Here is a 14,236-nt window from a genome sequence, read left to right on the forward strand (position 1 = left end):
CGTCCTCTTCATTGCTGCTGTTCTATATAACTATGTAACGTTTCCGTTTCTTCACAATTACGAGCCAAAATGCATCTGGAATACTATCTACCAAATAATTTCTAGTCTATCATTTCATTCGCTTTACCGATCAGCTCTTCCAAAAGTTTACAGATACGCTCTGCCGCCTCCGGTCTACTGTTCTTTTTCTGTGCTTCCTGCATCTCCACGCGCAGTTTTTCTCGCTCCAGAAGTTTTTCTCCCGCGCGCACCTGTCCGACAAACGAACGTTTTCCGATAGACATGCCATGTTTCTGGAAGAATTCCACATTTTTCGTCTCACATCCCGGAATCGGATTCGTATGTACCATCGGAATCCCCATCACAGCTGCTTCCGTGCTGCTGAGTCCCCCGGGTTTCGTGAAAATCACATCACAGGCTGCCATGTAAGCCGCCACCTGATCCGTATACCCGAGGACTCTCACATTCTTTCGATGAACCAGTTCCCGTTTTAAAAGTGTTTCCAGCTTTTTATTATTTCCACAGATGACCACCATGTTCTCATCTGCTTCCATCCTGCGGGCAAGTTCCAGCACAAAGATCTGGATCTTTCCAAATCCCATACTGCCGCCCATCACCAGATAACTTTTACTCTCCTGTGGAATATGACAGATTTTTCTTGCTTCCCTCTTATCCCATTCTTTCATAAAGTTCTGCCGTACCGGAATCCCCCACGGAAGAAGTTTTTCTCTCGGAACCCCCCGCTTTGCAAACTCATCAATCAGATCTTCATGCGGAATCACATAATAATCGCAGTCTGTCTCCTCCCAGAAAGGAATACAGGTATAATCCGTTCCGATCGCCACCACCGGGATCTTCAGCCAGCCTTTTTTCTTCATCGCTGTCAGAGTCTCCGCCGGATACAGATGTGGAGTTACAATGGCATCAAACCTGTTCTGCTCCAGATACCGTTGTAACGTTCCCTCCAGAAGACTGCAGGTATAATATACTGGTGACTTCCTCTTATCCGAAGAAACCCATCCACCCAGCCGGTAACCCAGACCGAATAACAACGGACAATGTTTCACGATCCCCACATAGGCTCCGCCCACTGCTTTCGATGTCCGCGCTCCTTTCAGAAGCATCATATCTTCCATAACCACCTGATGTCCCTGTAATTCCAGATATTCTTTCACCGCCCGACCGGCGGAATTGTGTCCCTCGCCGGTATTACAGGATAATATCAATATCTTCATTCGTCTGTCTCCATTCTGTATCCTGTTTTCTGTTTTTTTACCTGATACTTTTACCTTCCGTTGCCTACAGTATACAGATATCTTCTTTTCTTCTTATCATAACAGTTTTCTGTCTATTTTTCAAACAACACCCCTGCGATTTTGCCATATTCGTTCTTTTCTTTTTTATAAAAACTCCGTCACATGTTTTCTGTAACGTAACGGAAACAGATTTCTCTGGCATACCGGATTCTCCCTCTTTTCCACTGCAATCGTGTGAAAAAATTCTTTCCACATCTGCGTGTAAAGATCTTCCTGTTTTTCCGTCTGGCAAAGCCGCTCCATCTCCTCTTCCCGGAATTCCGTAACGTAAAACGGCTCATCTTTCGGATGGATCACGCCCAGACACCGCCCATCATCGATGATCATCCAGTCTTCCGATGGCATCCGGTCCGCAAAATGTTCTGCTACCAGCGCCGCCACATTTCCTTTCGGTTTCATATGCGCGACATAAATATCCGGTTCGATTCTCGCAAATCGCAGGAATTCATAAAAATAGTGTCTTTCATTTGCCACCTGCCGACTCAGTTCAAAAATCCGCATCACAGGTTCTTCTCTCAGATACTCGGTCACTTGCCCTCCGACGGCAAACCCAAGCCGCAGGAACCGATAAATCGCATCCAGTCGCCCGGGATCAATGCTCATGGCTGCCAGATAGATCTGATAATATGCATGCGCAGATATTTTTGTCCGGATAGATCGAATCACCTTCTGTGCCAGCTCCGGATCCATCTCCACATGGATATATTCAGTCAGCAGTTCCATCTGTTCCACCGGTTCGATCTCCAGCCTGACATTCTGTCTTCCCTTTTTCGCCTCCCACACCCGATAGATACAGGTCATCATACTCTCAAAATCTTCTTTACAGGTAAAACAATACATTTCTGTTCCCTTTCTGGCATCTTCTATCTTCTTTCTGCAATTCTAAGCCTGTACACCAAAATCCCCGAACAGTGACATCTGATGATAATCCTGCTGATGCATCAGCTGCCAGTTTTCTTTGTATTCCACACTGGTCAGCTGTTTGGTGATAAACTCCTCTTCTATCGGAATCCGGTACATCATTTTTCCGTTGCAGGTGATAAAATAATGCGCTCTTTTTAAAACAACACCCATCTTTTTCAGATGATCAAAATCCAGACTTCCGTATCTCCTTGCGCGCACGATCCTGCCCGCCGACTTTGGGCCCACACCGGGGATCCGCAGGATCTGTTCATAAGATGCCGTATTGATCTCCACCGGAAAAAGTTCCAGATGCCGGAGTGCCCACTCACACTTGGGATCGATCTGCTCGTTAAAATTCGGTCTCTGTTCCGACAACAGTTCCTCCGCATGGAATCCATAAAACCGCAGCAGCCAGTCTGCCTGATAGAGACGGTGTTCCCTTAAAAGGGGCGGTTTTGCATCCAGTGCCAGGAGATCCCGATCTTCATTCACTGGAACATAAGCCGAAAAAAAGACTCGTTTCAGATCATACTTCTGGTACAGACTCTGAGTGGTGCGAAGCAGGTGATAATCTGTCTCCGGTGTCGCACCGATGATCATCTGTGTACTTTGCCCTGCAGATGCAAACGGACGGTTTTTCAGTTTTTCATGTTCTTTTGTCGTGATGTGATAAACAGAAGATTCTCCGATCCGATCTGCCTGATTTCCCGTAAGTTTCCTCTGCTCGTCCGAAAAAATACTCCCGGTCAGATACCGGTTGGAGGTACTCCGCTCCAGATATGCACTCTTCCCATGCGCCAGTCTGTTCGCGGCAATCGTATCTGTCACCTTTGCCATCGGTCTTAATATTGTCTGGTGAGATTTGTTCGGTGCCAGTTTTTTCATTCCCTCCGCCGTCGGCAGTTCCAGGTTGATACTCATACGATCCGCCAGATAACCAGCACGCATGATCAGATCATCCGGTGCACCCGGAACTGCTTTTACATGAATATATCCGTTAAAATGATATTCCGTACGAAGCAGTTCCAGCGCCTCACACATCTTTTCCATCGTATACGCCGGATTCTTTTGCACCCCGGAGCTAAGAAACAGTCCCTCGATATAATTTCTTTTATAGAATTCCACTGTCAATTCACACAATTCTCTCGGTGTAAATGCGGTGCGTTCCGTATCATTCGATACCCTGTTTGCACAGTATTTGCAATCGTAGACACAATGATTCGTCATCAGTACTTTCAATAACGAGATACATCTGCCATCTGCCGAAAAACTGTGACAGATTCCACAGGCTTTGGAATTCCCCAGAGAACCCTTCTTTCCCTTTCTGTCCACACCACTCGATGTACACGCCACATCATATTTCGCCGCATCCGCCAGAATCCGCAGTTTTTCCTGTATCGACAGACCATGTCTTAACTCCATTTCTTTCACCTCCATCGTTTCTTTTATTATACACGAATGTATGTTCGATGTAAATATCTTTTTCGAACATTTGTACGTTTTTGTTGTTTATCAGTTACTGTTCACTCCGTTTACAGTAACACGCTTCGCGATGCACAGAAATCATGCTTTGCATGATTTCGCGCCGCAACTCTCGGGTTTTCTGTGAACTTTGTTCACAAAAAACACCTCGCGGAATGTTACCAGTGAACAGTAACGTTTATCATTCTTTCCACCGAACCAACAAAACTTGCCACTGACAGATCCTTTCCAATGCCATGCAACCAAAAAAGAAAATCTCCTGTCGACCTATCCGCCAACAGAAGATTTTCTTTTTTCTTTTACGCTTATTAATGAATCAATGTAATCGTAGAGAACAACGATGCCAAGGTATTGGCAACTGTGGACATACTCTTGATAAAGATATCCAGTGCCACGCCGACAACGTCTTTTCTTGTATCACCAACGGTATCACCGGTAACTGCTGCTTTGTGAGCGGCTGAGCCTTTTCCATGTCCTTCCAGCGCTTCGCTCTCGATGTATTTTTTCGCATTGTCGAAAGCTCCACCGGAGTTACCCATAAACAGTGCTCGCGGAATCGCCACGATCGTAGCACCGATCAGGATACCGCCTACAAACTGTACACCAAAGATAAATCCGCCGATGACCGGGATGCAAAGTGCCAGTACGGATGGAACAACCATTTTCTTCAATGCCTGGTTTGCAGCCATACCGATCAGTTTGTTATAATCCGGTTTTACCTTTCCTTCCAGAACACCAGGAGTAGAAAGCATCTTATCACCCTCGTCTGCCATCAGTTTGGCTGACTCGATGGTGTTATCGGTAAGCATTGCGGAGAAATACTCGATCAGTGCGCCACCGATCAGACCGCCCGCAACCACGATGAAGGATGCGATATTCAATACCGGCTCTTCTCCTTTTGCTGTATAGTTTCCTACATAAGCCACGATCAGGGAAACTGCTGCAAATGCCGCAGAACCGATAGCAAATCCTTTTCCGATCGCCGCTGTCGTATTTCCTACTGAATCCAGCTTGTCCGTGATGATACGTACTTTATGTTCCAGATGACAGGACTCTGCCAGTCCACCGGCATTGTCTGCGATCGGTCCGAAGGCATCGATGGAAACCGTTGCTCCCACGAACGAAAGCATACCCAGTGCGGAAATCGCGATTCCATACGTTCCGCTGATCTTACCGGAGATAAACAGTGCGATACCGATGATTAGAATCGGCAGCAAGGTAGAACGGGATCCGATCGCATCACCTTTTGTGATAACGAAAGCCTCACCCTCGATTGCCATCTCTGCGAGCTTTTTCGTCGGTTTGTATTTGTCACTGGTATAATATTCTGTAATACTTCCGATTGCAATTCCGCTGACGATACCGAGGATACTTGAAATCCATGGAGATATCCATCCACAGACCATATCTTCATATAACGGAACATTTCCAAACATCATATACGAAGCAGCCAGCCCCAGAACAACCGTAATTCCTGCTGAAATCCAGGTGGCAAGATTCAGTTCTCTTGACGGATCATCTCCCATCTTCCGCACAAATGCGTAGCTCAGACCGATCAGACATCCAATCAGGCCGGCACCGGCAAGAATCACCGGGAAAATGATCATACGGACAAATGTTTCATCCGATACATTCACGATTCCATTGATAAATAACGTAACTGCAATCATGATGGAAGCTGCAATGGTTGCCACGAAGCTTTCCAGAAGGTCAGAACAGTTACCTGCGATATCGTTGACATTATCTCCGATAAAGTCTGCAATAACATTTGGCACACGACTGTCATCCTCCGGCATATCATGGCGAATCTTGGCAAGAATATCCGATGAAATGTCTGCCGCCTTCGTGTAGTTACCACCTGCAACCCTGTTGAACATGGCTACGATTGAACATCCCAGAGAGTATGTAGTGATTCTCATGATGGAAGGATTGCACTCCAGATTTGCCACCAGTCCGTGACCTGTCGCGTGTGGATCTACACCCCAGATGATCAACACCAGTAACAGTCCCAGCATACCAAATGCCTGTACCGCAATACCGCTGACACTTCCACCACTCAATGCTACTTTTACAGTCTCTCCGATGGAAAGTGACTCTCTTGCCTTGTTTGCAGTACGTACATTGGCATAGGTCGCACTCTTCATACCAATGATACAAACCAGACTGCTCATCAGCCCGCCAAGCAGAAATGTGATTCCACTTGTGGCTTCCACAAATAAACTGAATACCAGAGCAATGATAACACCAATAATTGCGATTACCTTAAACTCTGCTTTCAGAAATGTACCCGCACCACTTCGAATGATACCGGCCATCTCTATCATCTCGTCGGTTCCTTCTTTCAGTTTCTTCACTTTGTTGAAGTTGAAAAGGACAAAAACGAGAGCAACTACTACGACAGCTAACACTGCGTACCAAAAAACGGAACTATCCATAAGCTCCACCCCCATAAAATATATTTTTGCAAATTACCGCCTCACCCGGTAACGATTGCCCCAAATAACTTTATATTTTATAAAAATAAAGACTCTTTCCACCCCTGTAAATCGCCTTTATTTTCATGAATCGACCTTCTTCCCACTTTAGCATCATAGTATCATACATTTTTCTATTTTACAAGATTTTTTCTCTGTATTTTCATCTATTTTGTATATCATTTTCCTTTTCTTCCTTTTATCTCATTGCCATTTTGCATAATTTTTATTATATATTTACAGTTTTCTTCTTATTATTTTCACAACTTATTATTTCGCTTTTATTATTTTTTATCATCACGCAAAAAAGACCCCGTGGCCTGAATCACTTCAGACCTTCGGGGTCAATCTTTACGTTTGGACACAATTCATGTTTTCACATGACTTTATATAATTTGAAATTATTTCTGGTTGATTGCTGCCTGAGCTGCTGCCAGTCTTGCGATCGGCACACGGAACGGTGAGCAGGAAACATAGTCCAGACCCAGTTTGTTGCAGAATTCTACAGAACTTGGATCTCCACCGTGTTCTCCACAGATACCTACATGCAGGCTTGGATTAACCGGTTTTCCTAATTTCAGAGCCATATCCATCAGTTTGCCAACACCTACCTGATCCAGTTTTGCAAATGGATCGTTTTCGAAGATCTTAGCATCATAGTAAGCATCCAGGAATTTACCGGCGTCATCACGGGAGAAGCCGTATGTCATCTGTGTCAGGTCGTTTGTACCGAAGCAGAAGAAGTCAGCTTCTTTAGCGATCTCGTCTGCAGTCAGAGCTGCTCTCGGGATCTCGATCATGGTACCAACTTCATATGTCAGGTCGCTGCCAGCTGCTGCGATTTCTGCATCTGCTGTCTCAACAACGAATTTCTTAACATATTTCAGCTCTTTGATATCGCCTACCAGCGGAATCATGATTTCCGGTTTTACATTCCAGTCCGGATGAGCTTTCTTAACGTTGATAGCTGCACGGATAACTGCGCTTGTCTGCATCTTAGCGATTTCCGGATAAGTTACAGCCAGACGGCATCCACGATGACCCATCATCGGGTTGAACTCATGCAGAGAATCGATGATAGCTTTGATCTGCTCAACAGTTTTACCCTGAGCATCAGCCAGTTTCTTGATATCTTCTTCTTCAGTAGGAACGAACTCATGAAGCGGCGGATCCAGGAAACGAATAGTAACCGGGTTACCTTCCAGAGCTTCATACAGTTTTTCGAAGTCTCCCTGCTGTTCCGGAAGGATCTTAGCCAGAGCTGCTTCTCTTTCTTCTACTGTTTCAGCACAGATCATTTCACGGAATGCATCGATTCTGTTGCCTTCGAAGAACATATGCTCTGTACGGCAAAGACCAATACCTTCTGCACCCAGCTCACGAGCTTTTTTAGCATCTGCCGGAGTATCTGCATTTGTACGGACTTTCATAGTTCTGTATTTGTCAGCCCATCCCATGATTCTTCCGAATTCACCTGCGATTGTAGCGTCTACAGTCGGGATGATACCGTCATAGATGTTACCTGTAGAACCATCCAGAGAGATTGCATCTCCTTCATGGTATTCTTTTCCAGCCAGTGTAAATCTCTTGTTTTCTTCGTCCATTGTGATATCGCCACAACCGGATACACAGCAAGTTCCCATACCACGGGCAACTACTGCTGCGTGGGATGTCATACCACCACGAACTGTCAGGATACCCTGAGCAGATTTCATACCGGTGATATCTTCCGGAGATGTCTCCAGACGAACCAGAACTACTTTTTCTCCTCTTGCAGCCCATTCTACAGCGTCATCAGCTGTGAATACGATTTTACCGCAAGCAGCTCCCGGTGAAGCTCCCAGAGCTTTAGCCATTGGAGTAGCAGCTTTCAGAGCAGCTGCATCGAACTGCGGATGAAGCAGAGTATCCAGGTTACGAGGATCGATCATAGCTACTGCTTCTTCTTCTGTTCTCATTCCTTCATCTACCAGATCACAAGCGATCTTCAGAGCAGCCTGAGCTGTTCTCTTACCGTTACGTGTCTGCAGCATGTACAGTTTACCATGTTCTACAGTAAACTCCATATCCTGCATATCTCTGTAGTGAGTTTCCAGAGTTTTGCAAACTTCTTTGAACTGTTTGAATGCTTCCGGGAACTTCTGTTCCATTTCGGAAATGTGCATAGGTGTACGAACACCGGCAACTACGTCTTCACCCTGTGCATTTGTCAGGAATTCACCGAACAGACCGTTATTACCTGTTGCAGGGTCACGTGTGAATGCTACACCGGTACCACAGTCATCACCCATGTTACCGAATGCCATCATCTGTACGTTAACTGCTGTTCCCCAGGAATACGGAATATCGTTATCACGACGATATACGTTAGCACGTGGGTTATCCCAAGAACGGAATACAGCTTTGATAGCGCCCATCAGCTGTTCCTTCGGATCTGTCGGGAATTCAGCTCCGATTTTTTCTTTGTATTCAGCTTTGAACTGGTTAGCCAGCTCTTTCAGATCTTCTGCTGTCAGTTCAACGTCCTGTTTCACGCCTCTGTCAGCTTTCATTTTGTCGATCAGTTCTTCGAAGTATTTTTTACCTACTTCCATAACTACGTCAGAGTACATCTGGATAAATCTTCTGTAGCAATCCCATGCCCAACGAGGATTTCCGGAATGAGCAGCCAGAACTTCTACTACTTCTTCATTCAGACCCAGGTTCAGGATAGTATCCATCATACCAGGCATGGATGCTCTTGCACCAGAACGAACGGAAACCAGAAGAGGATTTTCTTTGTCACCGAATTTCTTTCCGGTGATCTCTTCCATTTTTGTGATGGATTCCATGATCTGAGCCATGATTTCATCGTTAATTTTTCTTCCGTCCTCATAGTACTGAGTACAAGCTTCTGTTGTAATTGTGAAGCCCTGTGGTACCGGCAGTCCTAAGTTTGTCATTTCAGCAAGGTTAGCACCTTTTCCACCCAGAAGGTTTCTCATGGTAGCATTACCTTCAGTGAACATATAAACCCACTTTGTTGCCATTTAAACATTCCTCCTAAAAGTATATTAAATTTCCAAACATTTCCCACCAGGAAAAGCGGAAAACATTTTACTCATGCAGTTCGCACTCGTATATAATAATTGTAATCAAAAAGCACATTATAGTCAAGTCAAACCGAAGAAAAAAAGGAAAAATACGTTAAAAATCCTTCTTATTTTTACATGAATTTCGGCACATTATTTCTTTTTCATGTCCAGAACCAGATGGCGTGGCAGACCATTTACCATAATTGGCTGATAATCGCCCTGGATCAGCGGTTTTACATAGTCAATAAAGTCTTTTGTTACATAATTGCCTTCTTTATTTACCCATTCTCTCGGAACCAGTTTTTCTTCATTGGCGATCCGGTGTACATCGTAGATTCCCGCGGATGACATGTACGGATCATCGGATACCCGGTCGATAACCACCATGTTTCCGTTATAGCCTTCGTCTGCTGCTTTCACTGCGGCACCACCTACCATAAATGCTTCTTCGATATCTACTCTGGATGCCATATGAGAAGCACTTCTTTGCAGTGTTGAGAATTCTACGCTACGAGTCTTGCATCCGATCTCTGCGCCCAGGAATCCGGCAAGATAAGCTGCTGTACCCTGTAACTGTTTGTGTCCGAATGCGTCTACATAATCTCCGCCACCGGACAGTTCGCATACATACCGTCCGTCTGCCAGTTTGATTCCTTCTGAAACTGCAATTACAATAGAGCTCTTCTTCTGCAGCAGTTCTTTTACTTTTGCCAGGAAATCGTCTACATCAAAAGCGATCTCCGGAAGATAGATCAGATCCGGTCCTTCACATTCCTCTGTTTTAGCAAGCGCTGCAGCTCCGGTAAGCCATCCCGCATTTCTTCCCATGATTTCCATAACGGTGATCATTTCTTTTTTGTATGTCAGTCCAAGTGCATCACGGATTACTTCTTTTGTGGAAGCCGCAATGTATTTTGCCGCACTTCCAAACCCAGGTGTATGATCCGTCAGAGCCAGGTCGTTATCAATTGTTTTCGGCACACCGAGAAACTTTTGTTTATGTCCTTTTACGATGGCATAGTCGGAAAGTTTACGGATGGTATCCATGGAGTCGTTTCCTCCGATATATATAAAGGAATCAATCTCCAGCTTGTCCAGAATCTCAAAAATCCTGTCATATATCTCCATGTTTTCATGAATTTCCGGGAGTTTATAACGACAGGATCCCAAAAAAGCGGACGGGGTTCTCTTTAACAGTTCAATATCCAGATCCGAATGGATCTGTGTGGACATATCCACATATTGTTCATCTAAAAGTCCCTGAACACCATGCAGCATACCATATACTTTGTCAAATCCTCTCTCAATTGCATTTTTATACACACCTGCCAAGCTGGAATTGATTACAGATGTCGGACCTCCGGACTGTCCTACGATTACATTTCTTTTTTTGCTGGCCATTGGCATCTCCTCCTATAAATATTTTGTACGATAATACTATAATCGTCATTATACTAAATTATTATTATTTTTTCAATATTTCTTTATGTATATTCACTATTATTATGATTCTCTCATGTTTTCTTATTGACCTTTTGTATAATACAGGTTATTCTTATACAAGATGTTTATACATTATTTATCGTAACTGTTCAGTAACTTCACAGTTACGAGCAAAAATGCATTGAAAATCACCTTCGGTGATGGCATTTTTGCTTGTATGTCTCGGGATTTTGGCATATTTATGCCAAAACACCTCGCGGGATAATGGCTACTGAATAGTTACTATTTATCTATAAAACATTATCAGATATTCTGTGAACCACGGCAAATCAAGGAGGAAACAACCATGGAAGGTTTTGAAGTAACGAAAATCGGCAAACATATCTTTTGTATTCTGGATGCAGGAAATTCTTCTTTCTACATGATAGAAGGTGATGAGAAAGCGGCAGTCATCGATACCGGGATTACCACCGATAAAAAAATCCTGCCACTGCTCCGTGAACTCACGGACAAACCACTTCTTCTTGTGGCGACTCATGCGCATTTGGATCACATATATCATATGGATGAGTTTGAAGAAGTTTATATGTGTCACGACGAAAAGAAAATAGATGCAACGACACTGCGCACCCTGACTGTCGGAAGACTGAAACCCTGGGATGAGATTCACGATATTCACACAGGCTCAGTAATTTTTCTTGGCGGAACAGAGCTTCGTATCTGTCAGGTTCCCGGACACACACCGGGAAGTGTAGTTATTCTGGAAGCCAGGGAGAATTACCTGTTCACAGGCGATGCGATCGGAAGCGGATGCGGAGTCTGGATGCAGGTTCCGGGATCAACGGATCTTAAAACATATTACGACAGTCTGATTCATCTCATGCATTGGCTGGTTGACAACGGTGGACGGATGAAGTTCTTCGGAGGTCATCATATGCAAGCCTTCGAATCTGTTGCGCATCCGGTTTATAATCCACTGGGTCTCGGTGTTCTGGCTGATCTGATCGACCTGGTGGCTCAGGTACTTTCCGGCGAAATCCAGGGACGTCCAAGCAATGTTTCAAGAGCATTCACCCAGGAACCGTTACTTTATGCTTCGTATGGACGCGCCGAAATGCAGTATCTTCTTTCACAGAAATAGGGAATACAGTTTTCGATGTTCCATCCGGAGAAACAATAATTTCATATAGACAGCGAGGGAATCACATGAAAGAAACAATCTATACCATTCCACTAAACGATGCTTTTCATGCAGAAGATGAATGTCCTTTCTGCAGATTAGAACGGGATGCCGAGCAGCACGCTCTGGAATTCATACTTGGCAAACAGTCTTCTTATATGGAGGATGATATCCGCATGGAGACTGACCGGATCGGCTTCTGTCGTCACCATTATAAAATGATGTATGATTTTGGCAATCGTCTCGGCTGTGGACTGATGCTCAGCACACATCTGAAAAAACTGAATGAAGAGATGACCAGACAGATAAAATCTTTTACTTCCGGCAAATCTACCCTGATGGGACGTCTGAAAAAGACAGACCTGAACCCGGATGCCCCGGAAACGCCATTGGGACAATGGCTCTATGAAAAAGAACACAGCTGCTATGTCTGTGACCATTTTAATGCAACTTATCAGCGTTATCTGGATACTTTCTTTTATATGTATAAAAACAGCAAAGAATTCAAAGAACTTTTCAAAAGCAGCAAAGGATTCTGCATGCATCACTTCCGCGACCTTGTGGAAGTCGGCGAAAAAAAGCTTTCAGACAAAGAAAAACAGGAATTTTATCCGGTTCTCTTTTCTCTGATGGAAGAAAATATGGAGCGTCTTGAAGAAGAAGTTACCTGGTTTTGTGACAAACAGGACTACCTGAACCGCGACAAAGACTGGGGCAATTCCAAGGACAGCATCCAGCGGGCCATCCAGAAACTCGGCGGCGGCTATCCTGCAGACCCTGTATTCAAAATTGATTACTGACCCTGTCTGTTTTCAAAAATCAATATTTACCAAGCCTGACTATGAAAAAGAGGGAGTAAGACAAACTTTCCACTGTATTGTCTTACTCCCTCTTTTTTATCACAACTCTATTTTTTTCTTTCTTTTTCCAAAATCAATCTTCTTTGACTTTAAAACTCCATCTTCTTGGCAAGATAAGCTCTCAGATCTTCGATCTTCACTCTTTCCTGCTCCATAGTGTCACGATCTCTGACTGTTACCGCTCCATCTGTTTCAGAATCGAAGTCATACGTTACACAGAACGGAGTACCGATCTCATCCTGACGACGGTATCTCTTACCGATATTTCCTCTGTCATCAAACTCACAGTTCCATTCTTTTGCCAGCATTGCATATACTTTTTCAGCGCCCTCATTCAGCTTCTTGGACAGCGGCAGAACACCAACTTTTACCGGTGCCAGTGCCGGATGGAAATGCAGTACGGTACGTACATCATTTTTCTCAGCGTCCAGAACTTCTTCGTCGTATGCACTGCACAGGAATGCCAGTACCATACGGTCTGCACCCAGAGACGGCTCGATAACATACGGAATATATTTTCTTCCTTCTTCATCATCAAAATAAGTCAGATCCTGTCCGGATACGTTCTGATGCTGTGTCAGGTCATAATCCGTACGGTCTGCGATACCCCACAGTTCGCCCCATCCGAACGGGAACAGGAATTCCACGTCTGTTGTTGCTTTGCTGTAGAAGCTCAGTTCTTCTTTTTCATGGTCACGGTAACGAACTTCTTCGTCCTTCAGTCCCAGTTCATGCAGCCAGTTCAGGCAGAAAGATTTCCAGTAGTTGAACCATTCCAGGTCAGTGTCCGGTTTGCAGAAGAACTCCAGTTCCATCTGTTCGAACTCTCTGGTACGGAATGTAAAGTTACCAGGTGTGATCTCGTTACGGAAAGATTTACCGATCTGTCCGATACCGAAAGGCAGTTTCTTTCTGGAAGTTCTCTGTACATTTTTGAAGTTTACAAAGATACCCTGTGCGGTTTCCGGTCTCAGATATACGGTATTTTTTGCATCCTCAGTAACACCCTGGAATGTCTTGAACATCAGGTTGAACTGACGGATATCGGTAAAGTTATGTTTTCCACAGGTCGGACATGGTACCTGATGCTCTTCGATGAAAGCAGTCATCTTTTCCTGGCTCCATGCGTCTACGCTCTCTTCCAGAGCGATTCCTTTTTCTGCACAGAAATCTTCAATGATCTTATCTGCACGGAAACGTTCGTGACATTCTTTACAGTCCATCAACGGATCAGAGAATCCACCCAAATGACCGGAAGCTACCCATGTCTGCGGATTCATCAAGATTGCACAGTCCACACCTACGTTGTAAGGATTTTCCTGGATGAACTTTTTCCACCATGCTCTTTTTACATTGTTTTTCAGTTCCACACCAAGATTACCATAATCCCAGGTATTTGCCAGGCCGCCGTAGATTTCGGAACCCGGATATACGAATCCTCTGGATTTGGCAAGTGCAACGATTTTTTCCATTGTTTTTTCCATAATTAATCTCCTTTATATTC

General features: G+C 44.4%; 9 protein-coding genes. 2 read left to right on the top strand and 7 right to left on the bottom strand.

The window, feature by feature from the left end; all coding sequences use genetic code 11:
* Positions 1-101: 101 nt before the first annotated feature.
* The 6 genes from ETP43_RS10795 to ETP43_RS10820 all read right to left on the bottom strand — a co-directional run bounded on the left by ETP43_RS10795 (position 102) and on the right by ETP43_RS10820 (position 10,650).
* Positions 102-1,235 carry an MGDG synthase family glycosyltransferase gene (locus tag ETP43_RS10795; RefSeq protein WP_022399805.1) on the bottom strand — a complete coding sequence of 378 codons (1,134 nt, stop codon included), beginning with the start codon at positions 1,233-1,235 and terminating at the stop codon, positions 102-104.
* 165 nt (positions 1,236-1,400) lie between these two features.
* Positions 1,401-2,156 (bottom strand): TIGR03915 family putative DNA repair protein, encoded by a 756-nt coding sequence (locus ETP43_RS10800; protein WP_129258046.1) that lies wholly within the window; start codon positions 2,154-2,156, stop codon positions 1,401-1,403.
* A 42-nt stretch (positions 2,157-2,198) separates the two neighbouring features.
* Complete coding sequence (locus ETP43_RS10805) at positions 2,199-3,641, bottom strand: putative DNA modification/repair radical SAM protein (protein WP_129258047.1); 1,443 nt, start codon at positions 3,639-3,641, stop codon at positions 2,199-2,201.
* A 368-nt stretch (positions 3,642-4,009) separates the two neighbouring features.
* On the bottom strand, positions 4,010-6,136 hold the full coding sequence (locus ETP43_RS10810) for a sodium-translocating pyrophosphatase (protein WP_164979688.1): 2,127 nt from the start codon (positions 6,134-6,136) through the stop codon (positions 4,010-4,012).
* A 440-nt stretch (positions 6,137-6,576) separates the two neighbouring features.
* Entirely contained in the window at positions 6,577-9,204 is a 2,628-nt protein-coding gene (ppdK, locus tag ETP43_RS10815) for a pyruvate, phosphate dikinase (RefSeq protein ID WP_022172563.1), read from the bottom strand.
* A gap of 195 nt (positions 9,205-9,399) precedes the next feature.
* Positions 9,400-10,650, bottom strand: a complete 1,251-nt coding sequence (locus tag ETP43_RS10820) for a 6-phosphofructokinase (protein WP_129258049.1) — start codon at positions 10,648-10,650, stop codon at positions 9,400-9,402.
* A gap of 388 nt (positions 10,651-11,038) precedes the next feature.
* Here ETP43_RS10820 and ETP43_RS10825 point away from each other — a divergent pair, with 388 nt between their 5' ends.
* Together ETP43_RS10825 and ETP43_RS10830 are read left to right on the top strand one after the other, a co-directional pair.
* A complete protein-coding gene (locus tag ETP43_RS10825; protein ID WP_129258050.1) occupies positions 11,039-11,833 on the top strand; it encodes an MBL fold metallo-hydrolase in 795 nt (264 codons plus the stop codon).
* A 65-nt stretch (positions 11,834-11,898) separates the two neighbouring features.
* On the top strand, positions 11,899-12,672 hold the full coding sequence (locus tag ETP43_RS10830; RefSeq protein ID WP_129258051.1) for a DUF6062 family protein: 774 nt from the start codon (positions 11,899-11,901) through the stop codon (positions 12,670-12,672).
* A 149-nt stretch (positions 12,673-12,821) separates the two neighbouring features.
* Here ETP43_RS10830 and ETP43_RS10835 read toward each other — a convergent pair whose 3' ends face one another.
* Positions 12,822-14,216, bottom strand: a complete 1,395-nt coding sequence (locus ETP43_RS10835; protein WP_022399798.1) for a glycine--tRNA ligase — start codon at positions 14,214-14,216, stop codon at positions 12,822-12,824.
* Positions 14,217-14,236: the final 20 nt, after the last annotated feature.

The organism is Blautia faecicola (assembly GCF_004123145.1).
Taxonomy (GTDB): Bacteria; Bacillota; Clostridia; order Lachnospirales; family Lachnospiraceae; genus Oliverpabstia; species Oliverpabstia faecicola.